Raw genomic sequence first — 26,896 nt, forward strand, 5'->3', positions numbered from 1 at the left:
GATGATAAAAATAAAAGGGAAGGTAGAAACGAAATGCCTACTGCGAGAGTAAAAGAGTGGTTTTTAAGAAAAAGAAGAATGATAGTAACGGGAATTATAGTAAGTTGTATCCTATTGTTGAGTGTTATACCTATGTCTGTTATTTATGCTGATGGATGGTGGGATTCAATCGTTTGGACATTCAAGGATATAGATAAAGGGCAAGCTATTGCCTTTTTGAAAAATCCTTGGATTCAATATTCTAATTTTTTAGGTTCCGTTGTTCAATCATTTGAAGGATGGATAATTCAAGGGTTACTTGTGATGATATCTGCATTAGAAGATATAATACCTAAAACATTTTCCTTATTAGGTTTGTTAGAAGATGCTGGCTTAAATAATTTTGCATCTTCTATGATAAAAGGTATGTTTTGGGCTATTTTAGTATTAGTAATTGCCTGGTTAGGAATTAAAACAATTATCTATCATAAGCCACCACATTTTAAAACTGTTGGAGTGAATATAGTCGTTATGGTGGGTTTATTGGCAGGGTTAAATGAATTAATGGCAGATATGCAAAAAATATCTGAGAATTTTTATGAAGGTGTTACTAAAGATGGGAAAATGGAAGATAATAGTTTGGCGTTTAATTTAGTAAAGCATAATACAGCTGATCTAGTGTATTTAAGTCAAACTGGATTTGATCCCATAAAAAATGGTAACAGCAAAGAGGCTGTTTCAAAAGATGATAGTGGTAAAAATAGTTTGAATAAAAAAATGTATTTAAATGCTTCCCTTGGGGATTTGTTAACACCTGATATGGTTGGGAAACTTGAAGGGAAAGCTGTAGAAGAAACTAAATTCTTAGCATACAGGGTTACAAATGATGGGGTTTCAGAAGCTCTTGAGAAGATTGACGGTAGTTTTTTTGATCCTTTTAGTGACATCTTTCCATCAGGATATATTCGTTATCCTATGAATTTCTTTACTATTTTTTGGGGATTAATAGCGCTAGGAATTGCATATCTCTATACTATTTTTGTTTTTGTAATGACGATATTTGAAATTGGAATGAAAAAGATTATTGCACCATTCGTGTTTGTTACTGACCTGGAATCAGGGCAGAAAACAAAAATGGTTTTGCAAGATATTATGAATGGTTTTTTAGTGTTTGCGTTTACAGGACTTAGTTTACGATTTTATATTATAGCAGTTAATTATTTATCAGATGTAGATATTAATGGTTTCTTATATATAGTTTCTATGATTTGTTTGACAACTGCTTTAATTAAAGGATCGGAATCTATTTTAAAGTATTTTGGTATCGATGTTGGTTTGAAAGAAGGAAAAAACAATCTAATGGGTGCATTAGGAACACTATCTTCTGCTAATGCTGCAAGAAAGGGATTAACTAATATGGGGAGAAGTGTGAAAGATAAATTGTCTGGCCAAGGTCGAGCAGATACTCCTAAAAGATCTGAATCTGATGATAAATCTGATAATCCTGAGGGTAATTCGGATGGTAATTCTAGTGGGAATCAAAAAAATAGTGGTCTACAGCCCAAGAAAATTGCTAGAAATACTGGTGCAGCACTAGGTTATATGAAAAATCGTGGAATTGGTGGCATGGTAAATGACGCTGGACATAAGATGGGGGAATCCGTTACTGGTGCAGTTGATAAAGGTAAAGAAGCCGTATCTGGTGTTGCTAAAGGTGTGACAGGTAGTGTGAAAGGAACTATTGATGAATTTAAAGGTGGACAATCTGAAGGGAAACAGAAGGCTCAAGAAAATGCTGATCGTCAAACATTAGGAAAAATAGGGAAAGATGTTCAAAATAATGCAAATGCGGGAAAAGAGAATTCTTCAACTCCAAAAATGGAAGAAAAATCTCAAAGAAATATGCATGTAGCAAATCAGAAAGGTAGTTCAAATCGCCAAGATAATGTTCAACAAGAAAGTACACAAGGTAGCATGAAAGGCGAAAAACAAACAGCGGAACGCGAACTTGAGCTGCAGAACAAATTACGAAATACAGGAAGAGAAGAAGGACAGCAAGGTAGTGTAAAAGGTGAAAAACAAACAGCGGAACGCGAACTTGAGCTGCAGAACAAATTACGAAATACAGGAAGAGAAGAAGGACAGCAAGGCAATGTGAAAGGTGAAAAACAAACAGCGGAACGCGAACTTGAGCTGCAGAACAAATTACGAAATACAGGAAGAGAAGAAGGACAGCAAGGCAATGTGAAAGATGAAAAACAAACAGCGGAACGCGAACTTGAGCTGCAGAACAAATTACGAAATACAGGAAGAGAAGAAGGACAGCAAGGTAGTGTAAAAGGTGAAAAACAAACAGCGGAACGCGAACTTGAGCTGCAGAACAAATTACGAAATACAGGAAGAGAAGAGCCGCAACAAGGTAGTGTAAAAGGCGAAAAACAAACAGCGGAACGTGAAATTGAGTTGCAAAATAAATTGCGAAATACAGGGGGAGTAAATGCATCACAGGCTGATGTGAAGGCAGGATCAGCCACGATAGAACGAGATATAAATATTCAGGATAAAGTGAAAGGAAATAATACAGTAAGTGGTGATGTAAAAGCAGGAGCAGCGACAGTAGAGCGGGATGTAAATATCCAAGATAGAGTGAAAGGGAATAATACAGTAAATGGTGATGTAAAAGCAGGATCGGCAACAGTAGAGCGGGATGTAAATATCCAAGATAGAGTGAAAGGGAATAATACAGTAAGTGGTGATGTGAAAGCGGGAGCAACTACAGTACAAAGAGATGTAAATGTTCAAAATAACGTCCGAGGTAGTGGAGAAGTAACAGCAGATGTAAAAGCGGGAGCAACTACAGTACAAAGAGATGTAAATGTTCAAAATAATGTCCGAGGTAGTAGTGAAGTAACAGCGGATGTAAAAGCGGGAGCAACCACAGTACAAAGAGATGTAAATGTTCAAAATAATGTCCGAGGTAGTAGTGAAGTAACAGCGGATGTTAGAGCGGGAGCAACCACAGTACAAAGAGATGTAAATGTTCAAAATAATGTCCGAGGTAGTAGTGAAGTAACAGCAGATGTTAGAGCGGGAGCAACCACAGTACAAAGAGATGTAAATGTTCAAAATAATGTCCGAGGTAGTAGTGAAGTAACAGCAGATGTTAGAGCGGGAGCAACCACAGTACAAAGGGATGTAAATGTTCAAGATAACGTTAGGGAAGGAAGTGTATCAAGATTTAAAAAACGTGGTAGTACCGATAATCGTACAAATGGCTTACGAGGAAGGTAAAATGAGGAGGCTTCTAAAGTGAGAATAATTGATGTTGCGGATAGAAAAAGAATATACCTTGAAATGAAAAATCGAGAATTGAGATGTAGCTTTCTTATGATGTTAATGGGATTTGTTATTTCAATGGGAATCTTAACTTTTCAAATAAGTTTTGAATTAAATCATTTATATCATTACATTGTTACTTTTGTTTTTCTAATTTATATTTCTTTAAGTATGTATTCAAATAACGAACTCTCAAGAGAGTGTTCTGAAGTTAAAAGAAAGCAGAAGGAATACTGAAATGAATAATTGGCTATTTGCTATCTGCATGTTAGGAGTCGCGATTGTGTTAAGCATGATTACAACTTTTGTAAAACATATTTTTAAATTGTTAAAAAGAAGAAAAAAGGAACCTATTTGGGTAACAGTAACAAGTGCTGAGTATATAGATAAGGATTTTTTAGAGAGAGAAATACGCAAGGAAAAGAAAAATTGTAATTGAATTTTATACACATAGGTGTTCATAGGTTTATAAAAGGTAATTAAACCTATGATTAGATAATAGAAAGGAGAATGATAGTAGTGGAAATGATTCGGAATCCCAAAAATATTAAACAAGAAATAAAACTAGCATTTTTCTATATAATTGATGGGGGCATTATAGCCGTAATGCTAATTTTAGCAGGATATATGCCAAATGTTGTTCCAATCGGTGGATTTGGTAGATTAATGTTCTATGTGTTATTTGGATTATTTGGTTTGTTTTTATGTATTAAACCCTATAATAGTCCGACTAATCGAAATTTAAAAGTTATTTTGGACATGTTGAAAATGGATAATAAAAATTATCATCCGATTGAAGTAAATACAATCAACAGTGAATCTATGAAAAATAGGAAGTTGAAAGAGAGTGCTTAAAGAGCACTCTCTTTTTTAATTTTAGTGAAAGGGATGATGAACATGAGGGTTGCAACAGCTGATGTGAAAAAAATAAAGAAAAATAATAAAGAGCAGGCATCTGAGAAACAAGGATTTATTTCAACTATTTTTGCATCATTTAAAAAAACTGATGCCCTAATGGTAGACATAGCGCCGTATAAAAGCATTGATAAAAAAACAGGGACTCTGGTTGATCGTAGAGATAATTTACAGGTTTATTTAAAGGTAAAAACAACAGATTTACTTTCTATGAACCAAGATGATTTAAAGCGTTTTATGAACCAGTTAACAAGTTTATGTCGTGTGTATCATGAGCCATTTAAAATTTTATCTTTAACGTACTCTACAGAAACATCAGTACAACAAGTTTTTTGGAAACGAATGGCTATACGGTTCCAAAACAGAATGAATCGTGAAGGAGTAGGTAAAGAGGAAGAAGCTTTATGGTACCAACGCTATAGTTTAGCTGTTGAAAACCTTAATCGTGTACTATGGGTAGAAAAAAATTTAAAAGAATTAGCATTTTTTATTGTTGTGTATGCAAAAAATGAAAAAGAGTTAGTGAAGAATGTGAAAGATATGAAGCGCTATGGTGGGCGTCAATTTGATTTGCAGAATATGAAGGCAAAAGAAGTTGAAAAGTTAATCTTTAAATTACAAAACATGAATTCAGAAATGTAGTAGGAAGTGAATGAGGATGGTTAAATTAGGAAGGAAAGAGCAACAAAAATATCTTACTGAAGGTTATGATTTGGAATTTACTCAAAGAGTGCAACCGCAGGGTGGAATTAAATTTAATGAACGATATATTGCTAAGGGAGATTGCTATGTTGCTTGTCTACATGTGTATTCCCTTGCGGAAGAAGTGCCTCCATTATGGTTGACAACTCTTATGAATAACAAAGATACCATTTCAAGTATAGATATAGCAACTGCTAATAAAGAAGAGGTTGTTAAAGATATAAATCGATCCATTGGTGAGTTGAAAGATCGTATGACATCAGAACGTCGGTCTACTGACCGCGATGATGCACATTGGGAGCTCCAAAATCTAACTGATTTTGCACGTTCAATTACGCAGCAAGGGGAAATTGTTAAGCTCATACATTTGCGTATATTCATATATGATCCAGTGTTAGAGCAACTAGAGAAAAGAATTGGAGATATTAAGAAAGAAATTGCGGGACAAGATTATAAAGCTCAGGTATTTATTTTTAAACAAAAAGAAGAATGGCAATCTTTGTTTGCAAGCTATGATGATCAAGTAGAATACTTAGGAGTAAAAAGCGGACGACCACTGCCATCTAGGAATATTGGTTACGGTATACCGTTTCATCATCAAGATTTAAAAGACCCAAGAGGGATTTATCTAGGACAAACTTCAACAGGTGGCGCATTTATTTTAGATCCATTTTTATCTACAGGTACTCGGACATCATTTAGTGGTTTTATTTTTGGTAAGATGGGTGCTGGTAAATCAACATTGCTGAAACAGATAGAGGAAGGATTAGTTGCAAAAGATTGTTTCATCCGTGGCTTTGATAAAGCAAGGGATTATTACACAATTGTGCAGCAGCAAGGTGGTAAGATTATAGATTTAAGTGGGGTACAAGATTCAGAAGAAGTAGAAACAGGGATGATTAATCCGTTAGAAGTATTTGCAACTAAAATTACAAATACAGGTGCGGTAGACGAAAAGGGTTCTTTTATTCAGCATATCTCTAAAGTTACAAATATGATTCGATTCTTGAATTCAGAATTTGATGATACTGTGATTCAAGAGTTTCGTAAACATTTGTATGCTTTTTATATTGAGTGGGGATTAGTTCCTCAAAAGGGAAGTAATCAAGTGTATAAAGTAACAGGTTTTCCACCTGAAAATTATCCGATTTTAGAAGATTTCTATAAGTACTTAAACGATTTAAAATTGGAAACAGGGGCAACACCACAACGTCACCGTGATTTAGAAGCAATAAAATTACAAGTAGAAGATATGATAACAGTATATGGTGATATGTTTAATGGTCATACAACTCTTAAAAACTTTGAAGATGAACAAATTGTTTTCTTTGATATTGATGGGATTTCAAAGTACGATAAATCAGTTTTCAACTGTCAATTATTCACTGCATTAACCTTGATTTGGAGTCATGCACTTAAAAATGGTCGTAAAATGAAGTATTTACGAGAAGAAAAAAATCTTTCAATTGAAGATGTTAAATATTTTATGGTCTTTCTTGATGAGTGTCATAACGTTATCAATTCGCAAAATGAATTTGCCAACCGTTATGTCCTAGAGTTTGAACGTGAGATGCGAAAATTCTTTGCAGGTATATTTTTTGCGACACAATCACCGCAAGAAATGTTACCACCACCAGGAAGTACAGTTGACGTGTCTACAATGAAAGCCATTTTTGAATTAACACAATATAAAATATTTTTGAATATGGATAACTCGGTCCTGGATACATTAAAAAGTGTTTTAGGGGAAAGTTTAACAGAATCAGAGTTTCGTATATTACCTGAATTAAAACGTGGTGAAGCAATTGTACAAGTTAGTTCTACAGAAGCGTATAATGTCATGTTTGATCCTGATGAAAAACAATTAGAACGTTTTAAAGGTGGACAGTAAGATGGCGAATGCTCAGCAAGCGGTTTTAGAAAAATATAAAAAAATAAAAAAGTTTACTGCTCTATTAAGTGGTTCTACAGGAATTCTAATTCTTGTAGTAGCCATCTTTTTTTTAGTTATTCTTACCGGGATGTTAGCCGATGGCGATTCAAAGAGTGGTTCAGGTGGTGGAATGGTTGGTATTGGACAAATAAAAAATTTACCACCAGAAGTAATGAGATGGAAAGATATGGTTGAAAAGGAATGTGCAGCGCAAGGTGTCCCAGAATTTGTGCCATATGTATTAGGAATTATCATGGTAGAGAGCAATGGTATTTCAGAAAAACTACCTGATATTATGCAATCTTCTGAATCACAAGGTTGGAATATGAATACCATTTCTAATCCTAAAGATTCTATTTATTATGGCGTCATGCATTTGAAGGGTGTATTTACTGATGCGAAAGAATTAGGGATTACTGATTTATCAGCAATTGTTCAAGGATATAACTTTGGGCGTTATTATATAAAATGGTTAGCTGCAAATCATAAAACACATTCCTTAGAAACCGCGGATTATTATTCTAAAACGGTGGTTGCACCTGCTGGTGGTAATAAAAATGGTCAAACAATTGGATATAGTGATCCTGTTGCAATTGCTTACAATGGTGGTTATCGCTATAAAAATGGTGGTAACTTTTTTTATGCAGAAAAAGTTAAACAATATTTAAGTTTTGATGGAACTGGTGGAACTGGTGGGACCCCGGGCCAAATTCCAGGTGGTTCTGATACGTTTAAAACAATGATGAATGAAGTGTTAAAGTACAATGGTAATCCTTACGTATGGGGAGGGAAGAGTGCTTCTCAAGGATTTGATTGTAGTGGGTTAACTTTTTGGGCATATAGGGCAGCAGGAATTAAAATACCTGGTTCAGCAGCAGAACAATATGAGTTCACTGTAGAGATTGATCCAAAAGATGCACAACCAGGCGATTTAGTTTTCTTTAGAGGGACATATGGTGGACCGAATCATGTGAGTCACGTGGGAATATATATTGATGCTAATACAATGTATGATTCAAACGGTAGCGGCATTGGCTATCATCAATTTACGTCATCGTATTGGCAGCAACACTATGCAGGAATTCGAAGAGTGAAATAAAAGAATAAAGATGGAGGAAAGATTGTGAATAATTTAACGAAAATTTTAATTGGTGCATTAAGTGTATCTATTATATATAGTGGTGTACTTACATATAACACAAAGAAAGAATTTGATAAGAAAGATAGAGAGAATAAAATTACATTTGATAAAAAAGATAAAACTATTAGCGAACTAAAATCAAAACTAGATCAAGCTAGTACGAAGTCTAATAATGAAGATACTAATGTGCAAGATAAATCTGGGGTTAATCCAGTAATAGATTTACAAAATCAATATAAAGATATATCAAATCAATTTGTTCATGCTTATTTAAATTATTCGGTGAAGAATAAAGGTGAGAGAAGAAACAATTTATTGAAAATCACAGATAAAAAGGTAGTGGACATGGTAGCACCGGATACGGAAGATATAGGAGATCCAAATTTTAAATCAACTGTAAATAATGCTGAATTTTTTATTGGCTCAAGTGAAGATATTTCTAAGAAATGTAGTGTTTTAATTGATGTTGAGTATACGATTGAAGGATTAGAAAATAAACAAACCACGATTAAAAATTTAATAAAAATAACCCTAGAGAAGCAAGGGAATGAAATTAAGGTTGTAGACTATATTACATATCCAACAAAAAGGTAAATAGAAAAATAAGCCCCTGTAAACAAATTGTTATCAGGGGCTTATTTATGAATTTTATAAAAAGTGTAGATTTGTTGATTTTATCATCAAATAGAAAGGGATTATTTATCATGCGCTTGAGTGAGTTGAAAGCAAATCATGATTATGTAAATGAAGGTGTATATTTAATTTTGAGATTACGAAAAAAGAAAGGGATAAGGAAAGATAAGTATGTTGAAATTCCCTGTCGGTGGTTTGATTATAATTCTGGAGATAAGGTGGATTGGTTAATTGTACGTGAATATGAGCCCAATGTTAATGGGAAAGTGAAGTATACAAATTACAAACTTGAAAATATTCATGAACAGGTGAGTATAGTGAATATGAAGGGAGAAGCATTATGCATTTGAAATTTAACAAAAAAAAGGGACAAAGAAAGGCTGCAAATGCTAAAAGAAAGGCTTACCTGCTAACGCTTGGAAGTTTTATAACGATGTTTTTTATACTTTGTATTTCACCGGTATTTAGTGGTGCTACATATAAATTTCCAGAGTTAAAATTAGGCGATTATCAAACGTTATCACCTACAGTTAAAATTTCTGTTGCCAAGAAAGAATACAATCCAGCAAATCAAACCCTACGAATTGATTATCAATTAAAGTCAGAAAATGATACACAAATTTTAAGTAACATGAAATATAAAATAGAGAATAAGTACATTAAGCAGAAACAAGATGATGTGAAAACAAAAGTTTATCGTGCAAGTGATGACTATATTATTGTCATTAGTAAGAACATACCGGAAGATTTTGGTGTTGTATCTTCAATGGTTAAACCTGAATATATCCATCCAGAATTACAAACAGATGCTGAGGACATTAAGGATAGCAGTTTTAAAACGTACATTGTGGAAAAAGATAAATTGAAAAATAATTCATTAAAAGAAGAGTCAAAAGATTTTTATGAGAAAGAGTATCTTACACTTTTACAAAAAGATAGTGAAAAAGAAATTAAAGATTTAGAACAAAAAATTAGAGATAAAAATAGTGCTAATAAGCAGCTAGAAATTAAAAATGATAAATTGAAAAAAGAGATGGAGTATCAAACAGAAGCAGAAAAAGCTAAAACACAAAATATGATTAACTCAAATACAGCAACAGTAAATAATAATAATAAGGAAATCGAGCTAATAAAAAATGACATAAAAATGAAGCATGAAAAAATCAAACTACTTAATGAAAAGAAAAAAACTATATAACAAATAATGGGATTGAGTGTTTGGGAATTCCCCCAAGCGCAAACTGACATATACAAATATAAGTTATCAAAACAAAGTAGATTTAATGTTATTTATTATAGCTGAAACGATATAACGGAAAATAATCGTACTTATAAGTTGGTTTATAATGCTATTTAAATTTTATTTATATGGTCTCCCTAGTTTTTGGGATTTATCTTTATTAGAAATTGTTAATGTTGTGTCTTCATGGATAGAAAAAATTATACCCGTTGATTAATGGTTTTATGGATCGGGTGAATAGATGATTAGAAAATTATATTGGGGGACATAGTACATGAAGTATAAAACGCACCTTACAACGAGCCTAGCGGTTGCTTTGCCTGTTTTAGCATCGTCAGGAAATCTCACCGTCGGAAATGTTATAGCAATTAGTTTTGGAGCTTTATTGCCAGATATAGATGAACAGCACTCATGGATTGGTCGAAGAACACGAGGGGTATCAGACCTAATGAATACAGTATTTGGACATAGGGGAATCACTCATTCACTACTGGGTTTAGTGCTTGTGCTGATTCCTATTTTATTTGCAGTAGGGATGACACCGTTATCATTTACTAATGGTATGTGCATATTAGCTGGTTATTTTCTACATTTAGTAGAAGATAGTTTTTCTAAAAAGGGAATCAAGTGGTTATTACCAATTTCGAATAAAAAATTTCAGAGTGGGTTTTATATTATTTACTATAGTTACGGTGGACTAGCAGAAAAGCTAATTTTAATAATTAGTACGCTTGTAATTGTTTATGAGCTTGCCTCATATGGAATAATAAGCTTTTAGCTTTTTAATTCTATATGATATATGAGTTTATTTTTTGAAAAACCTAAAGGATTTATTCATAAAACTGTTATTAATTTTGTAGGAATAAATATAAAAGTAAAAGAGTTTGATGTATAGGAAAAATCATATTTCTATACAAATCGATAGTGGATGGGAAATTTTTTAAACTCTATTCAAGGGCTAAATAGAGAGAAAAGCTACGTATGTGTTGTAGATAAGAAGACAAAAATGATATGTATAAAAAGAAAAAGTTACCAAAAAAAATATTGATAACCAAGAAATTTTAGTATATAATAGGTATTGTAATTGAGCGGAGTTCTTTTCTGATTCATCTCCGCAATAACATAAATGAAAAGAACAGGGACATATTCAGCGGAGTTTTTACTCGTTCACCTCCGCAACGATATAAATTAAAAGAACGATGATCAAATTTAATGCATTAAATTTAAAAGACAACCATATTGGTTGTCTTTTTTTTTATTGGAGGGGAAAACAAAATGACTAAAAAAATAGATGTTATTCATTTAAATAGAAAATATTTTGAAGAAAATAGTCATTTCAAAAATATGTTGGACGAAAATAACGTTCCAAAACAAGTGAAAAGACCTTATGTATATGTGTCAATTAAGGTAAAAGACAATAACTTTTTATTACCATTGAGATCAAATTTGAATCATCCTAATGGATTTCATGCGCCCTCTAGTAAATCCGCTAATGCGGGGATTGATTATTCTCATGCGTTGATACTTCCTGAGAGTTCTTACATAAAGAATCGCACCGATTTAGATAGAGAACAATATGATTATATCAAAGATAATTATGACACGATTAAAAGTGAATTTGTTTCATATTTAAAGGATTATATCCGTAAAGAAAAGAAAGGAATAGCTCATAAGGTAGGGAAATTTAAAAATTCTACTCTGCTGAATTTTAATAAAGAACTTGGATTAGTGAAAGAACTAGAAAAATCAAAAGAAAAAGATAAAAAAGAAATCCAAGAGAAAATAAAAGTACAAGATAAAGTAGAGATTAAAGAAACAAAAGTGGAACAAAATCATGTAAAGATTCGAGAGAAAGTAGCAATAAAAGATAGTGCAGGGGTTCAAGAAACAATAGGAAAACAAGATGAGATAAAGATTCAAAAGAAAACAGAGGGTCGGGATCAGGAAGAAAGTCGAGATGAACAGAAGAAACGAGCAAGAAGACTAGCCTATATGCGCCAAATGGGGCGCGAGAGATAAGACGTAATGACATAAAGTGATATGTCATTTTTATATATTTTAAATGAGAAATTTAAAATATATTATTTTTATATTAAAATTATTAATTTTAATTAATCCTTATTCTTTCTGCATGGAGGCTACTTTTTTTAGAAATAATTGGAATGAGAATTATTAAAAAGGGCGACATAGCGATATGTTGCTTTTCTTTTATATGATAGTAGGGAGTATAGCGCTGTGTTACTCCTTTTAATATTGTAAAAATTGTAAATGAGAGGAAGTAATACATGTGAATACATTAATTATTGCAGAGAAACCATCACAAGCAAAAGCATACACGGAAGCGTTCCCGAAAGTAGAGAAGAAAGATGGATACTTTTCCATTGCGCCTTGTTCCTTAATGCCAAATGGAGCGAATATTACATGGGGATACGGGCATTTAGTGGAATTAAAATCACCACAAGATTATAAAACAGAGTGGGAAAAATGGGATATGTCACAATTGCCAATTTTACCGGAGCGCTACGGATATAAAGTGTCAGCGGATAAAAGAAAGCAGTTCAACGTTGTAAAAAAATTAATGAAGGAAGCAGATTGTATTACAATCGCAACGGATATTGATAGAGAGGGAGAAGCAATCGCGCGTTTAATCATTCAGGAAGCAGGATGCACAAGTAAAAAGATAAAGCGCTTATGGATCAACAGCTTAGAAGTAGATGAAATTAAAAAGGGATTCCAGAACCTGAAGGAAGGTTCTGAGTTTGAGAGCATGTTTGCTGAAGCGCAGGCCCGTCAAATTAGTGATTGGGCAATTGGTATGAATGCAAGCCGATTATATACGCTGTTATTACGTCAAAAAGGTGTACAAGGTGTTTACAGTGTAGGGCGTGTTCAGACTCCCGTTTTATGTCTCATTAATCAACGGCAGCAGGACATCAAACACTTTAAACCATCCCCTTTCTTTGAACTGGAAGGTCAATTTAAAGGGATGAATGGAACATATAAAGGAAGATACAAAGAGCGATTCCAAACGAAAAATGAAGTGGCATTGCTACTGAAGAAACATCAGCTGTCTGAAGGAGGCAATCAGCAAGGCGCAGTAAAATCCGTGGAAGTAAAACCGAAGAAACAAGAAGCGCCAAAGTTGTTCTCTCTTTCTTCCCTACAGGCTTTAGCGAATAAAAAGTATAAGTATTCACCTGCTGATACGCTGAAAATTGTTCAAGAACTATACGAAGCAAAACTCGTAACATATCCACGAACAGATTGTAATTACATTACAGAAAACGAATTTGCTTATTTAGTCCAAAACCTAGAGGGATATCAATCTCTTGTAGGAGTATCTTTTCACGCTCCAACGCTAGAACCAAATAAACGCTACGTTGATAATCAAAAAGTACAGGAGCACTATGCCGTTATAGCGACTAAAAACGTTCCTTCGAAACACAAGGTGGATCAATTAACGGACAAGCAGCGCAACTTGTATATGGAAGTGTTAAAAAGTGTGTTAGGCATGTTCTATGCACCTTACGAATATGAAGAAACGATTATTACAACAGATATGAATGGATTAGATTTTACGACAAAAGGAAAAGCGGAAAAAGCGTTAGGATGGAAAGAACTTTACAAAGCAGATCAATCAATCGAAGAAGAGAGCGAAGACAGGGAATCCCTCCTTCCTGTTGTACAAAAAGGTGAACTTGTACAAGGGAAGATACAAACGAAAGAGGGGATCACAACACCACCTAATCCCTATACAGAGGGGCAACTCATTACATTAATGAAAACGTGCGGTGCTTCAGTAGAGGATGAAGAAAGTAAAAGCATCCTAAAAGAAGTAGAGGGACTTGGTACGGAAGCAACACGAGCTGGCATCATTGAAACGCTCAAAAAACAAGAATATATAGAAGTGAAAAAGAATAAGGTGACTGTTACACCGAAAGGTGAAATTCTTTGCGAAGCCGTGGGCGGCTCATTATTAGCGAAGCCCGAAATGACAGCGCAATGGGAAGGATATTTACGTAAAATCGGGAAGAAACAAGGCTCTAAAGAGGTGTTTATAGCGAAGACAGGGGAATTTACCAAGCAGCTGATTGGTAACGCTACGAAGTCAATTAGTGAGCTTCAGATAGATAGTAAAGTACAAGAAATGAAAACAAAGGATTCCGTAGGGAAATGTCCGAAATGTAGCAAAGACATAGCGAATCGCAAGACGTTTTACGGGTGTACAGGCTATAAGGAAGGTTGCAAATTCTCTCTTCCAAGCGAATTTTTAACAAAGAAAATAAGCGAAGCAAACGTTAAGAAATTACTAGCCGGTAAGAAAACAGGATTGATTAAAGGAATGAAGGGTAAATCAGGGAAAGAATTTGATGCATATCTGAAGTTAGATTCCAGTGGGAAGATTATATTTGAATTTACTAGAAAAAGTTAAAATAATTCTTTACAGAATAAAAAAATTTTTACTAGGCAGTGAAATCTAATAAAATCTTAAATTTAAAGATGGAAAGCTACTATTGTAAAGTTTAAATGATGTTTAGACTATAGAATCAAAGAGGTACAGTATTAGAATACCGAAATATGAAAGACGTTCACTTAGAATATTTTTAATAATTGTTAAAAATAGAGTCAGTTTTGTATTTTCTTGGTTTTTTATTATAGTTTTTCTAAAAGGCTTTATGACACCTAAACCCACTTACTTAGAATCTTTAGTTGCTCTAGGAATCATGTGCCTATACGCCAATACCTATGTGTTCTTGTTATGATGTATTTTATCATGGGAAAAAATACATCATGCTGGAGTGCAATTATGCGTTTTTCTGAGTCTTTTGTTCGTACATTTTATTTTATGGTTAATATGATAGGTAGGGTTAGGGTACCTTACACCCTTAAATTAGGAATTTGCTAGTAAAGAACTTTTTATATAAAGACAAATAATAAAGAAGAACAGTAGTGGCTAAGGAGGGAGAGAATTGAACATAAAAGGATTATTAGAAAAAGGAAAATGGGTGTTAATGGGGACTGGATTCGCAATTGTATCCAGTTTCTTTTTTTCTTTCCTAAAAGGTTATTTGGGAGGTGATACAAGTAGTACAGAGCAAGTAAATATAAAAATTGAGCTAAATTTTTTCTATTTAGTTGTACCAATTTTGATAGCTCCTATTATTGAAGAATGGATCTTCAGAAAGGTTCTACCTATAGGATTAGGGGTATTATTCGAACGAATTAATCGGAAAGTAGCAATTATTATTGCCAATGGTATTTTTGCAGCTGTTCATTTTGATTGGTTTTTCTTCCCTTACTTTATAAATGGGTGTTTATATGCATGGAGTTATGAAAAGACTAGAGATTTAAAAGTACCAATATTATCGCATATTTTATATAACTTATTTGTATTTTTTGTCACGAGTATTCTGTATTCTTAATAGACACATTAAATATTTTTGTTTTATTGTAATGGCTTGTCATATTTTTTGCAGCTGTCATTTTATTAGTTAAGCCGTAAAGATAGCTCTGTTTCTAATAATATAGGAACTATATGTGACACTATGGTACTATTCGAATGAATTGTTTGTTCATTTTGTATTTACCATGTTTTTCTTAATTTATTTAGGAATCTACAAGTATTTATATTTTCTAAACTTAGTATTAGAGCTTAAGAGAGAAGATGTAGTAGGTACTGTTATTATTTAACGTTCATTTTTTAAGGGTATGACATTGATTTAGTTCATTTTTTAAACAAATAATCCAGAGATATCTACATATGGGTATTGGAGTTAGTGCTCTTATATAGCAGTTATGGTTTACAGGATGAGATATACCTTAGAAGATGATTTTGAATAATCACCTCTAAATTAGTAATAAGATATCGAGACGTATATAGCAGAAAATAGTTTAAAAGGTCCTGGATTGGGGTTCAGGACCTTTTAAACGTAAAAAGAATGACATAATGAGAATTACAACTGAAAGTTACCTTCATGTTATCATTTTTAAAAGTTAAGTTCTATGTGTTGGATGTTGAGAAATAAAGATTTCATTTTTTTATATGAGAGCTAGTCTAAAAAGTTCATCAATAAAAGAGTAGATAGAAAAAGTTAAATACTGCAGTTGTGGAATATGGTTAAGAACTGGGGTGTCTATATTATTGAAATAATATTAAGTTTTATTCAGAGTAGAATTATTTTTTGATTGTAATTTAGATGTTTTTAGATAAGTGAAAATTAATATTCATAGAAATTAAATATGAGGTGCCTATTGGGCTGTATTTAGCGATTTCCACTTTTTTAATGTAATTGTATTAAATGAGTTTATATATAGTGTTAGAATGGAAAATAAAGATCCCTTTTTTCACTCGAAGTACTAAATTTTTACTAAAGGAGAACGTAGGATAATACATTTTGTAAGGAAGTCTGTATAACTGAATTTTATAGTCATAGAATTAGTTTGAGTTGGGAGTTACGTTTTAATAGATAAAAGTGTTACTTAGTCAGATGTTTATAAAAACATAATATTTAAAGTGCATTTAGAAAGGAATATTTATGAAGTAAAGTTTAGAAGTAGGGAAATATTGTACAATTTATTGTAACCTAAATAAAGAAGCGGTTAGAAAGGATTGTTATCTAAAAATTTTAAATATTAATGCGTGATAATGATAGTAAAAAATCCATAGCAAAATTTATTTACAGCGTTTAAAAGAAGCGTATCATATTCATAAACACCCAAAAGAAGAAATATTATAAAAGATAAATTTGTTATATATGCTTAAAAATATAATGTGATGAAAAAGAGTAAAACTTCTAAATCTAACTTGTATAAGGATACACCTTAGCATACATATGCCGCAGGTGTGTTTTTTTATCTATACATTCCTAAAAAGAGCAGAGAATATATTGTGTAGGAGTGAAATGAAAACCACAAAAGTATCTTTTGTGGTTTTGGAGATTAGAAGCAATATAAGATGAGTTAAATGTAAAAATTTTCGAAATGCAGAAAATAATTATTTGAGGATATGTTTCTTAGGATTAAATAAAGAAAAAACTTAATGAAAATATTTATATTGCCTGTAAATTATTATGGGGTGAAATAATCTTATCAAAACCCTAAACCTATAATATGCAAAATCAGCCCGTAGCTAGTCAACATGGAAATAAAAAATATTATATTTATTTTTATAAAAATAAACAGTCAAGTAATTAACTGACATTGTCTGTTATAATTTAACTATAGAAACAAACATATATATCCCTATTCAAATTATTAGGAGTGGTTTTATGGCAAAGGTACCTTTTAAAGTTTCTGCGAGGGCCGCTAGGTTAATCGGAAGAGAAAATGTGAGTAACGCTGAGAGTGCAGTGATTGAACTTGTAAAAAACAGTTATGATGCAGATGGTAATGGTTGCTTTTTATTTATTGTAAATCAATATGAAGGAATTCCTCAAAGTCTTTCTAATGATGAATACGAAACCATTAAGGATTTATATGATTTAACTAATTATTACACAAAAAATAGCGAAGGATATATTCTCAATGAAATTAAAGATGATGAAAAAAAATTAGAGGCCTTTTTTTTAGGCTTCAATACACTATATATCCTAGATGACGGAACTGGAATGTCTAGAAGTACAATTGAAAATGAATGGATGACTATAGGAACAAATAACAAAGAACAGAATTATAAAAGTGAAAAAGGCCGCATCCAAACGGGAGCAAAGGGAATTGGAAGGTTTGCACTAGATCGTTTAGGATCTTCATGCACCATGTACACTATTAAAGAAGAAGAAGATATTGGTCACCGTTGGGATGTAAAATGGGATGAATTCGAAAAAGAAAACGTTGTTCTTAATGATGTTTGTGCGGAGTTAAATGAAATTAATAGTTCTGAATTCAGGAACTTTGTAGAGGAGAATATACTCGTTAAAATTGATTTTTCTAAATACGAAAAGTATCAAATAGATGAATTGAAAAATTTACATTTTAACCATGGTACGGTTTTTGAAATTAAAGGATTAAGAGATATATGGGATCAAAAGAAAATTAAAAAACTTTATAGTAGCTTAGATTCGTTAATTCCTCCAAAAGAAGAGAAAATATTTGACATTTTTTTGTTTACTTTTAATGGGGAAAAATATGGGGCTGTACAAGCCTCAATATGCAATGACTTTGATTATAAAATAGTTACGACGGTTACTACGGATTTAGATGTTGAGATAACTATTTACCGGGATGAAATACAAAAAATAGATGATGAGCTTTTTACTATGGATGGATTTGGGGATTATCCTTACAATAAAGAGGCCTTTGAAAAAGGATATTTTAAGGTGAAATATCCTTTAGGTTACCTTATACCAGATTGTAAACCGGAATATTTAAAAGAATTAAAGAGTTTTACTTTTACACTGTATTTTATGAAAAGACAGTTTAATGCAAGAGATATGAAGAAATTCGGATACAAACACTTTAATCCCGAACTTCGAAAAGATTGGTTAGATAGATATGGTGGTATAAAAATCTTCAGAGATCATTTTAGGGTAAGGCCATATGGAGACATGGCATCCACTGCTTTTGATTGGCTAGACCTTGGAAAAAGAGTGCAACAAAGCCCAGCAGCCATTACCAGTAAAGGTGCTTGGAGGGTCAGGGCTAATCAAGTATCAGGAACAATTGCAATTTCCAGAGAAACTAATGTATTTGAAGACCAAGCTAATCGTGAGGGTTTACAGGAAACGAAACTATTTGAACATTTTCAAGACTTAATGATAAGAATCATTTATGAATTTGAAAAAGATAGAGAAAAAGTAATGAAGGCTATCAAGAAATTAAATGACAAAAAGGATCAAAGAGAAAGTATAAAGGAACAGGGAAAAGATTTAGCAGAGGAAACAATAAAATCAGAAGAAGAGCGTTCCTCTCGACCGGCAGAAGCAAATCGTGAATCTTATACACCTAAAAATAATGAAGAAACAATAAAAATTATTCAGCAGTTAGAAAAAGATAAATTATTACTAGCACAATCTTATAAAATCATAGAAGAAACAGTAGAGGAAAAAGAAAATGAACTAAAACTCCTTAGAGCATTGGCAGGAACCGGTATTACTTTAACATCTCTTGCTCATGAAATAAAAACATTAAGTGCACCACTAGTTACCAAAAATCAACATCTAAAACTATTATTAAATGGAATTTCTAATGATGAAACAAAGCTAGCCGAAATTAACTCATTTATTGATGTAATGTCGGAGAAAGACCGTGTTTTAAAGGGATGGTTAGATGTGGCGTTAAATATTGTTTCTAAAGATAAGAGAAGAAGAATTAAAGTTAATGTCTATGATGTAATTAATAAAATTATTAAAGCATGGGATCCACCTTTAAGAGAAAAAAATATTCAAATTGAGATAGTAAAAGATGAATCCTTATTAATTGAATGGAGGGCTCATATAATAGATATTGAAAGCATAATAAATAATTTAGTCATAAATTCTATTATTTCTCTTCAAAGTAAAAATCATAATGGAGAAAGAAAAATTAAGATTATGTTAAATCCACTAAAAGATAAAAATTCTTTTGAATTGATATTTCAAGATAACGGTCCTGGATTAGCAAAAGAAATAAAGGATAAGGATGATATTTTTCTACCGCTATTTTCGACTCGTTCAGAAGATGGGACAGGTTTAGGTTTGTGGATTGTTAAAACAATAGTAGAAGAATATAAGGGGCAAGTAAATGTATGTGACCCTGAAGAAGGTTTTATGTTAAAATTTAATTTTCCATTAAGAAAAGGTGAGGGTATTAAAAATGCAATATAAGATTGGTATAGTAGAAGATGATGCTTTGATGGGAATTTTAATAAGTGAGAGAATCGGTAGAGGTTATGATGGTAGCAAGGATATACAAGTGACAAATATAAACTTTGAAAATAGTACACTTGAAGAATTAATTGATATAGTATATGAAGAGGGATTTGATGCCTTAATACTAGATCATAAATTGAACTCAGCAAATTCTAAAGTTAATTATGAAGGGTCAGATATAGCGCATTCAATAGAGGAATTATTGTACTTTTTCCCAATATTTATTTTAACATCTTTTGAATTAGATGCAGAATCTAAAAAAAATGTAGATGTTAATATGGTATATGAAAAAGATAAATATGTACAAGATGAAGTAGGGGATTATGTAGAATTTATTAATCGGAAAATATTTAAGCAAATTAAAAATTATAAACAAAGATTGCATGATATACAGTGTGAAGTTTTAGAGTTAAAGCAAAAAGAAGTGTTAAATGAAAAAGAGCAAGAGAGGCTCTTGGTATTAGATCATTATATTGAAATTAGTCTGTGTGGAAGACAAGCAGTACCATTACATTTAAAGAAAGAAGATAGTAATTTGCAGAAATTGATTGATCTTGCCCAAAACATTTTACAACAGGGTGATGATAAATGACTACTAGAATAGATGGAGTACCATTTAGAGCAAATAAACCAACTAAAAGAAAAGTAACTTATGATAAAGATAAAAAGTACCAAGACTATAGATCTTTTTTAAAAGAAGACTTTGGGGGAAGGTGTGGATACTGTAATTCGTATTATGGTATTGTAAAAAAAGACTATCATATTGATCATTTTGTTCCAAAAAAGGTTTTCGAAAAACTAGGTACTCATGACCATTTAATAAATGATTATGAGAACTTAATTTATTCATGTCCTTCTTGTAATAGAAGTAAAAGTGGCAAATGGCCCTCAGGAAACCCTGATGTAATAATATACAATGATGAAGGGTTTGTTAATCCTTGTTCGGATGACTATGATACTTTATTTTATAGAGACAACCAAGGGAAAATAATTGTAAAAGGTCATAATAAGATTGGTGAGTATATTTATAGAGAATTAAAGCTGTTCTTAGGAAGACATCAAACAGTATGGAAAATAGAAACTCTAATGGATCTAATAAAGATTCAAAATCAAGAACAAACTCCAAAACCAGGGAGTGAATTATTAGCTAATGAATTAATGGTGTATTTAAATCAACATTTTGAAATGGATAAATTAAAATAATGAAAAATAAAAAGAGTGAGGGTTCATATTATACTCCATTATATATAGCAGAATACATGATGGAGCAATGTAAAAAAGTATTATATAAAAAAGATAAAATAGAAATTCTAGAACCAAGTTGTGGAGACGGTGTATTTATAAAGGCGTTTTTAAATGTTGGAGGGCTTAATAGTAACAACAAGGCAACATTTTGTAGTGTTGAAAAAGATAAAATAGAATTAAATAAAACAAAAAAATATAAAAAAGAGCTGAGTGATAGAGGCATCTTATCATCATTTTACAATCAGGACTTCTTAGATTTCTGTTTAAATAGACGGAGAAAATTTGACTTAATTATAGGAAATCCTCCCTATATACACAAGAAATATATAAATCCCGAGCAAATGAAGAAAGTTAAAGAAATTTTTTGTGAAAAAAACATTAAAACCAGCACTATCCATAATATTTGGATAGCATTTGTTGTAGGAGCAATAAATTTATTAAAGAATGATGGCATACTTTGTTTTGTTTTACCATTTGAAATGTTACAGGTAAAATATGCTGAACCTATCACAAGTTTATTATATGAAGAATTTGAAGAAATAAAGATTTATTCGTTTAATGAAGCTGTTTTTCATGGAATTGATCAAGATGTAGTTATTATACTATGTATAAAGAAGAGTAATAAAAAACTTATTACACATACCTTGCTGCATAATGAAAATTTATTAACATTAAACATAGTTAGTAATAATAAAAAGCAATTGTTTAAAAAATGGTTTTGGTATACTTTTAACAAAGAAGAAATGGATATGATAACAGAATTAAAATCAAATTTTAAAAGCATTAAAGATTTTTCTTTTAGTGGAGCTGGAATAGTCACAGGTAACAATGATTTCTTTATATTGAAGCCTTCAGAAGTAGAGAAATATAAATTACAGAACTATACATTACCTATATTGAAAAAAAGTGCTTTTATAAAACAAACAATAAATTTTATGCCTTCTGATTTTGAAAATTTGGTTGTAGATGATGTTCCTTGTCAGTTAATAGATTTAAATAATGTAGACGATATTAGCAGGATTCCATCAGTTCAACATTATATTAGAGAAGGAGAGCTTCTATTAATAAATAAAAATTATAAGTGTAGGATTCGTGATAATTGGTATCAAGTCCCTTCAATTTGGAACTCTGAAGCTTTCTTTTTTAAACGATCTCATCTATATCCAAAACTAATTTTAAACTCTTCTTCTGTTTATGTAACAGATACAGCTTATAGAATACAAATGCGAAATGGTTATGATGTTAAAAGCTTGATATTTTGTTTTTACAATTCCTTAACTTTAATTGATTCAGAATTGGTAGGAAGAAGTTATGGTGGTGGAGTTCTGGAAATAACTCCAAATGAATTCAAGGAAATTAAAATACCTTATTTTAAAATTGAAGAAAAGTACTTTGACAAGCTTGATCAAATGCTCAGAATGAATCTTCCTATAGAAGAAATATTGGAATTTACTGATGAAGTAATTTTAATAAATAAATTTGACATTAATCCTGAAGATGTCACTAAGTTAAAAAATATTCGAAATAGAATAGTTAGCAATAGAGTTCTTTAAAGAAATAGGTTATTTTATATAACCTATTTCTTTTAAAAAATCAAGTAGTTGATTTACTGTTATATGCCCACCGCCATTTTCCTTTAAATTCTTTAAAAATTCTACTAGGGGTTCTTTATTTCCTAAATTATTTAAGGCATTAATCTTATTAATTAATTCCAGACTATTTAATTTTTTCACTATAATTCCTCATTTCAACTTAACCTTAAGATTTTAGTAAAATTTTGATATTACATTAGCTTAACCAATAATTTCTTTTACCATTAGTTTTTAGTAAATTGTATATACGAGGTTAACTGATTTTTTAATTCGCTTATTATTCCAATTTTGTGGAATTTTATTTGTAAAAATCCAATAAGTAAATCCGCATTATTTATCATTCAACTGTAATTATTAGTTTTCGTTAGTTTAGAAATATTATATTTTTATTTATGGATTAAACTCCTTTTACCGAATATAATTAAAACATTAAAATATATCGTTTTAATGTTTTAATTTGTGATCATGTGTTGCTACATTTTTACTGGAGAAAAATTTGTAGGATGAGGTTTCAAAAATAAAATAGGGGAATATCCACTTTTAGAAATAGGGATGTATCCCTATTTCTAAGTAGTATGAGTAAAAAGCATTCCATTTGGATTTTTATACCAATTTCAACAGATGAAGCAATTCTATTAATTGGTTTAGGAGTAATTCTATTTTGTTCTTAATTTAAGGCTCCCAAGTATATGACTTCATGCTTGGGGGCTCTTATATTAAATAGAAAAGACACCCTAAGGTGCCTTTCCCTGACTTGAACCATCTTAATTTTAATAATATGCATTGGACTCCCATCCATCCATAATTTTAGCACACTTTCAGGTTAATGAAAACGAATTCATTAACCTACTTAATAATTTTATTTATAACTTCTTTGTATGTATTAAACTCGGGATCTTTCAAGTCAACATTCATTTGTAGAAGGAAATTACCTTTTGCGTATGCGTGAGAGAAGAGCATTTGATTTCCATTTCCTAAATCATTATACTACTTTTTAGCCTAATCAAGATTTTTTTGTTTTTAAATCCGAATAATCTCTCGCCGCTATCCTTTCCTAAAGCTGGTACTAGAATACGTTTTGCATCTTTTCTAGTATTACCCAACTCTTTTTGTGGTAGATCTGTAGGCTCTTTTGCTTCTAATTATGCCACTTTAAATTTTTAAATTACTTTACAACTATAATATCACTTGGCATTGATTTAATGCTATCACAAGCTGTTAAACCAAATAATAGTAGAGTGCCAATAAGAAATCCTGATAAATTTTTAAACATATTAGTTCTGTCCTCCTAATGTAAGTAAATACTAAAATATAGTGTAAAACTATATATTTTTTATTATATTTAAAGGGTTTTTAAAATAGAAATATCCCTATTTAGAAAAGTGGAAATATCCCTTTTTTAAAAATGAACGAGATGTAATAAACAGTTAATGTTAGAAATAAAAATCCTAGGGAAAGTGAAGTAGGAGAATAGAGGATGGAATAAAAAAATAGAAATATCCCTATTTAGAAAAGTAGAAATATCCCTTTTTTAAAAATGAACGAGATGTAATAAACGATTAATGTTAGAAATGAAAATCCTAGGGAAAGTGAAGTAGGAGAATAGAGGATGGAATAAAAAAATAGAAATATCCCTATTTAGAAAAGTAGAAATATCCCTTTTTTAAAAATGAACGAGATGTAATAAACGGTTAATGTTAGAAATGAAAATCCTAGGGAAAGTGAAGTAGCAGAATAGGTTTTAGCAGGAGAATAGAGGATGGAATAAAAAAATAGAAATATCCCTATTTAGAAAAGTGGAAATATCCCTTTTTTAAAAATGAACGAGATGTAATAAACAATTAATGTTAGAAATGAAAATCCTAGGGAAAGTGAAGTAGCAGAATAGGTTTTAGCAGGAGAATAGAGGATGGAATAAAAAAATAGAAATATCCCTATTTAGAAAAGTGGAAATATCCCTTTTTAAAAATGAACGAGATGTAATAAACGATTAATGTTAGAAATGAAAATCCTAGGGAAAGTGAAGTAGTAGAATAAGGTTTTAGCAGGAGAATAGAGGATGGAATAAAAAATAGAAATATCCCTATTTAGAAAAGTGGAAATATCCCTTTTTTAAAAATGAACGAGATGTAATAAACGATTAATGTTAGAAATGAAAATCCTAGGGAAAGTGAAGTAGTAGAATAGGTTTTAGCAGGAGAATAGAGGATGGAATAAAAAATAGAAATATCCCTATTTAGAAAAGTGGATATTTCTAAATAGGGATATCGATAATTAAATTTCTGTTAATAGTTTAAATTTCTTTCTTTGTGCAGGGGTTAATTCTTTTTCGACGTACCAATCAATAAGTAGGTCAATTATTTCATAATTATATTTAGTATTAGTAATTTTCATTAGTGCTTCAAGTTCTTCTTTGGATTGATTTGAAATTTTAATACTTCCTTGTTGGTTCTTAAAAGCTTTTTTTTCTTTTGTCTTTTTTTGTTCTTGCTCTTGTATTTTCACCTTTGTTTTTTCTATTTCTTGTGTTTCCTCTGGTGATTGATAAGATTGTTCAGGAGTAAAATTCTTTCTACTTAATAATCCTATTTTTTTTGGTTCTGCCATGTTATACACCAACCTTTAATTTCTCAAATAATTCAATACGTTCCAGTAATTCATCACTAATTTTTTCATAGAGTTCAATTACATTTAAATCATGTCGATCCCTCTCAGTAATACCGTTAACATCAAATCTTTTAATACGTTCCATTTGTGGGACTATATTTTTAAATAGATTCTCCTCGCCAAAAACTTCACGAGCATTTTCCATAATATATTGGTCTACTTTCCCGTTATTTTTTAACAATACGGGAAGAATGCCTACGACTTCAATATCAAGATTATATTGTTCTTTTAATTTTACAAGTTCATTAACATAGTTTTCAGCGCCTGTAAGAGAACGTTCTTGTGTCTGTAGTGCTATAAGTACATAATCAGAAGCAACTACGGCATTCTTAGTAACTTCAATTGACATTGGTGGAACATCAATAAATATGTAATCATATTTATGTTTAATTTTTTCAAGCAAGTTTTTAAAGTAATAATCCTCTTCTATTTCTGAAGAACAATATTTATATAGAAACTTTGCAAAGTCCTGAAAATCTACATAGGATGGAATTAGGTATAAATTTTTCATGATTTCAACTTCTAAACCTTCTAAAGTGCCCTCTTGAATACCTTTCATTAAAGTTTTTTCAATTGTTACCACTTCATCGGGATTTAAGATGGATTTTGTTAACATGAGTGATTTTGTTGCGTTACTTTGTGGATCAAGGTCAACAAGTAATGTTCGCTTTCCTTTTTTTGCAAACTCATAAGCATTTAGTACGGCATTCGTTGTTTTACCAACGCCACCCTTGTAATTACCGACAGTAATTGTAGTTGTCATTTATACCACTCCATTTAATTTTTAAATTTCTATATTTCCCTATTTCTATAAAATCAATAACAAAAATAGGGAAATATAGAAATAGTTATTTTTAGAAATAGGGATATTTCTATATGTCTAACTAAATTATATCAATGATATTTTGTTGTTGCAATAGAATAATAGAATTATTATAGAACATCCTAAGTGTTGGCATTAAAGGATATTTTGTATTTAATAAATAAGGAAAGATAAGAAATTCTAATGAAATCAAACGATTAAATACAGGCAAGAAAAAATAAAAAAATAGGGAAATATAGAAAAGTATAAAAATAGAAATATCCCTATTTCCCTTTGTCTAAAAATAGAAATAGGGAAATAGGGATATTATTATAAAAAGCTTAGTAATTGCTGTTTACAAACAAAAAAACTTATTGTAACGTTATAGACAACAAGTTTCTCAACACAATACGATTTAGTTTGATAATATACATAAAAAATTCGTAAGAATTTGTAGGATATATACGACACATAAAACATAAAAACACAAATAAAAAAAGAACGGCTGTCTAGTTTGAGATTTCTCAGGTCTCAAACTAGATAGAGGAAGTAGATCTGCTGACTACATTTCTACTTCTTGGTGAATACAATTTGCTGACTACATCTTGTATTCCATTTACGTCACTGCACATCACCAGTGAGTAAACTTCCCAAACCGTTCTAGTTAACTATGCTATTAAGATATAAAATATCTCTTTTTAGTATAGTTAATTAGAGTGGATTTGTAAAGATAGAAACCCTTATTTAAGTGCATTTTTAAGCATATGTAAGTATGGATTTTTCTGCCTTTATATGAAATTTAGGGAAGTGTGTTTATCTAGGTGAGCAGTGATACAACTGCTCACCTTTTTTGTTGTAAAAAATCA

At 31.2% G+C, this 26,896-nt stretch carries 21 protein-coding genes and 1 pseudogene; 18 read left to right on the forward strand and 4 right to left on the reverse strand.

All coding sequences use genetic code 11. The features are described 5' to 3' along the window. The first annotated feature begins 33 nt into the window (after nt 1-33). From DN399_RS27825 to DN399_RS27910, 18 genes are all read left to right on the forward strand, one after another. Nucleotides 34-3,270 (forward strand): pLS20_p028 family conjugation system transmembrane protein, encoded by a 3,237-nt coding sequence (locus tag DN399_RS27825; protein WP_179958089.1) that lies wholly within the window; start codon nt 34-36, stop codon nt 3,268-3,270. Nucleotides 3,271-3,288: 18 nt separating this feature from the next. After that, nucleotides 3,289-3,552 carry a hypothetical protein gene (locus DN399_RS27830; protein WP_001219968.1) on the forward strand — a complete coding sequence of 88 codons (264 nt, stop codon included), beginning with the start codon at nt 3,289-3,291 and terminating at the stop codon, nt 3,550-3,552. Nucleotide 3,553: 1 nt separating this feature from the next. Next, entirely contained in the window at nt 3,554-3,754 is a 201-nt protein-coding gene (locus tag DN399_RS27835) for a hypothetical protein (protein ID WP_001067200.1), read from the forward strand. An 80-nt stretch (nt 3,755-3,834) separates the two neighbouring features. Then, the gene (locus tag DN399_RS27840; protein WP_000425242.1) at nt 3,835-4,170 is read left to right on the forward strand and encodes a DUF5592 family protein; all 336 of its coding nucleotides are present in this window, start codon (nt 3,835-3,837) and stop codon (nt 4,168-4,170) included. Between the two features lie 42 nt (nt 4,171-4,212). Beyond that, nucleotides 4,213-4,872, forward strand: coding sequence for a TraC-like domain-containing protein (locus DN399_RS27845; RefSeq protein ID WP_001261733.1), 660 nt, complete (start codon nt 4,213-4,215; stop codon nt 4,870-4,872). Between the two features lie 16 nt (nt 4,873-4,888). Then, entirely contained in the window at nt 4,889-6,823 is a 1,935-nt protein-coding gene (locus tag DN399_RS27850; RefSeq protein WP_000239781.1) for a VirB4 family type IV secretion system protein, read from the forward strand. Between the two features lies 1 nt (nt 6,824). After that, nucleotides 6,825-7,964: a bifunctional lytic transglycosylase/C40 family peptidase gene (locus DN399_RS27855; protein WP_001262272.1), complete on the forward strand. Its 1,140-nt coding sequence runs from the start codon at nt 6,825-6,827 to the stop codon at nt 7,962-7,964. A gap of 24 nt (nt 7,965-7,988) precedes the next feature. Beyond that, complete coding sequence (locus DN399_RS27860; RefSeq protein ID WP_001061785.1) at nt 7,989-8,600, forward strand: hypothetical protein; 612 nt, start codon at nt 7,989-7,991, stop codon at nt 8,598-8,600. 110 nt (nt 8,601-8,710) lie between these two features. Continuing rightward, the gene (locus tag DN399_RS27865; RefSeq protein WP_033666662.1) at nt 8,711-8,989 is read left to right on the forward strand and encodes a DUF5513 family protein; all 279 of its coding nucleotides are present in this window, start codon (nt 8,711-8,713) and stop codon (nt 8,987-8,989) included. Then, nucleotides 8,980-9,837, forward strand: a complete 858-nt coding sequence (locus DN399_RS27870; RefSeq protein WP_000550230.1) for a hypothetical protein — start codon at nt 8,980-8,982, stop codon at nt 9,835-9,837. The genes DN399_RS27865 and DN399_RS27870 overlap by 10 nt, the downstream gene beginning before the upstream one ends. Before the next feature lie 316 nt (nt 9,838-10,153). Next, on the forward strand, nt 10,154-10,657 hold the full coding sequence (locus tag DN399_RS27875; protein WP_000875859.1) for a metal-dependent hydrolase: 504 nt from the start codon (nt 10,154-10,156) through the stop codon (nt 10,655-10,657). 497 nt (nt 10,658-11,154) lie between these two features. After that, nucleotides 11,155-11,898, forward strand: coding sequence for a type III toxin-antitoxin system TenpIN family toxin (gene tenpIN / locus DN399_RS27880; protein ID WP_000162210.1), 744 nt, complete (start codon nt 11,155-11,157; stop codon nt 11,896-11,898). A 268-nt stretch (nt 11,899-12,166) separates the two neighbouring features. Next, nucleotides 12,167-14,311, forward strand: a complete 2,145-nt coding sequence (locus DN399_RS27885; protein WP_149150198.1) for a type IA DNA topoisomerase — start codon at nt 12,167-12,169, stop codon at nt 14,309-14,311. Between the two features lie 538 nt (nt 14,312-14,849). Then, nucleotides 14,850-15,302, forward strand: coding sequence for a CPBP family intramembrane glutamic endopeptidase (locus DN399_RS27890; RefSeq protein ID WP_149150199.1), 453 nt, complete (start codon nt 14,850-14,852; stop codon nt 15,300-15,302). Nucleotides 15,303-17,147: 1,845 nt separating this feature from the next. Then, the gene (locus DN399_RS27895) at nt 17,148-19,679 is read left to right on the forward strand and encodes a sensor histidine kinase (protein WP_149150200.1); all 2,532 of its coding nucleotides are present in this window, start codon (nt 17,148-17,150) and stop codon (nt 19,677-19,679) included. Continuing rightward, nucleotides 19,669-20,316 (forward strand): hypothetical protein, encoded by a 648-nt coding sequence (locus DN399_RS27900; protein WP_149150201.1) that lies wholly within the window; start codon nt 19,669-19,671, stop codon nt 20,314-20,316. The genes DN399_RS27895 and DN399_RS27900 overlap by 11 nt, the downstream gene beginning before the upstream one ends. Continuing rightward, the gene (locus DN399_RS27905; protein WP_149150202.1) at nt 20,313-20,927 is read left to right on the forward strand and encodes an HNH endonuclease; all 615 of its coding nucleotides are present in this window, start codon (nt 20,313-20,315) and stop codon (nt 20,925-20,927) included. Before DN399_RS27900 ends, DN399_RS27905 begins: the two co-directional genes overlap by 4 nt. Beyond that, nucleotides 20,927-22,522: an Eco57I restriction-modification methylase domain-containing protein gene (locus DN399_RS27910; protein ID WP_149150203.1), complete on the forward strand. Its 1,596-nt coding sequence runs from the start codon at nt 20,927-20,929 to the stop codon at nt 22,520-22,522. The genes DN399_RS27905 and DN399_RS27910 overlap by 1 nt, the downstream gene beginning before the upstream one ends. A gap of 9 nt (nt 22,523-22,531) precedes the next feature. Here DN399_RS27910 and DN399_RS28250 read toward each other — a convergent pair whose 3' ends face one another. From DN399_RS28250 to DN399_RS27925, 4 genes and pseudogenes are all read right to left on the reverse strand, one after another. Then, nucleotides 22,532-22,702: a hypothetical protein gene (locus DN399_RS28250; protein WP_179953541.1), complete on the reverse strand. Its 171-nt coding sequence runs from the start codon at nt 22,700-22,702 to the stop codon at nt 22,532-22,534. Nucleotides 22,703-23,407: 705 nt separating this feature from the next. Then, nucleotides 23,408-23,834: pseudogene (locus DN399_RS28565) on the reverse strand (stress protein). Between the two features lie 1,001 nt (nt 23,835-24,835). Beyond that, nucleotides 24,836-25,168, reverse strand: a complete 333-nt coding sequence (locus DN399_RS27920; protein ID WP_000830096.1) for a DUF5388 domain-containing protein — start codon at nt 25,166-25,168, stop codon at nt 24,836-24,838. Nucleotide 25,169: 1 nt separating this feature from the next. After that, nucleotides 25,170-25,991, reverse strand: coding sequence for a ParA family protein (locus tag DN399_RS27925; protein WP_000213995.1), 822 nt, complete (start codon nt 25,989-25,991; stop codon nt 25,170-25,172). Nucleotides 25,992-26,896 lie beyond the last annotated feature (905 nt).

This window comes from Bacillus sp. AR4-2 (genome assembly GCF_008274865.1).
Classification (GTDB): Bacteria; Bacillota; Bacilli; order Bacillales; family Bacillaceae_G; genus Bacillus_A; species Bacillus_A cereus.

What these genes read in the sequence shown, in the direction of transcription:
- DN399_RS27910 (WP_149150203.1), top strand. Translation starts at nt 20,927, where the DNA reads ATGAAAAATAAAAAGAGTGAGGGTTCATATTATACTCCATTATATATA.
- DN399_RS27855 (WP_001262272.1), top strand. Translation starts at nt 6,825, where the DNA reads ATGGCGAATGCTCAGCAAGCGGTTTTAGAAAAATATAAAAAAATAAAA.
- DN399_RS27865 (WP_033666662.1), top strand. Translation starts at nt 8,711, where the DNA reads ATGCGCTTGAGTGAGTTGAAAGCAAATCATGATTATGTAAATGAAGGT.
- DN399_RS27925 (WP_000213995.1), bottom strand. Translation starts at nt 25,991, where the DNA reads ATGACAACTACAATTACTGTCGGTAATTACAAGGGTGGCGTTGGTAAA.
- DN399_RS27870 (WP_000550230.1), top strand. Translation starts at nt 8,980, where the DNA reads ATGCATTTGAAATTTAACAAAAAAAAGGGACAAAGAAAGGCTGCAAAT.
- DN399_RS27875 (WP_000875859.1), top strand. Translation starts at nt 10,154, where the DNA reads ATGAAGTATAAAACGCACCTTACAACGAGCCTAGCGGTTGCTTTGCCT.
- DN399_RS27845 (WP_001261733.1), top strand. Translation starts at nt 4,213, where the DNA reads ATGAGGGTTGCAACAGCTGATGTGAAAAAAATAAAGAAAAATAATAAA.
- DN399_RS27905 (WP_149150202.1), top strand. Translation starts at nt 20,313, where the DNA reads ATGACTACTAGAATAGATGGAGTACCATTTAGAGCAAATAAACCAACT.
- DN399_RS27895 (WP_149150200.1), top strand. Translation starts at nt 17,148, where the DNA reads ATGGCAAAGGTACCTTTTAAAGTTTCTGCGAGGGCCGCTAGGTTAATC.
- DN399_RS27825 (WP_179958089.1), top strand. Translation starts at nt 34, where the DNA reads ATGCCTACTGCGAGAGTAAAAGAGTGGTTTTTAAGAAAAAGAAGAATG.
- DN399_RS27920 (WP_000830096.1), bottom strand. Translation starts at nt 25,168, where the DNA reads ATGGCAGAACCAAAAAAAATAGGATTATTAAGTAGAAAGAATTTTACT.
- DN399_RS27900 (WP_149150201.1), top strand. Translation starts at nt 19,669, where the DNA reads ATGCAATATAAGATTGGTATAGTAGAAGATGATGCTTTGATGGGAATT.
- tenpIN (WP_000162210.1), top strand. Translation starts at nt 11,155, where the DNA reads ATGACTAAAAAAATAGATGTTATTCATTTAAATAGAAAATATTTTGAA.
- DN399_RS27850 (WP_000239781.1), top strand. Translation starts at nt 4,889, where the DNA reads ATGGTTAAATTAGGAAGGAAAGAGCAACAAAAATATCTTACTGAAGGT.
- DN399_RS27835 (WP_001067200.1), top strand. Translation starts at nt 3,554, where the DNA reads ATGAATAATTGGCTATTTGCTATCTGCATGTTAGGAGTCGCGATTGTG.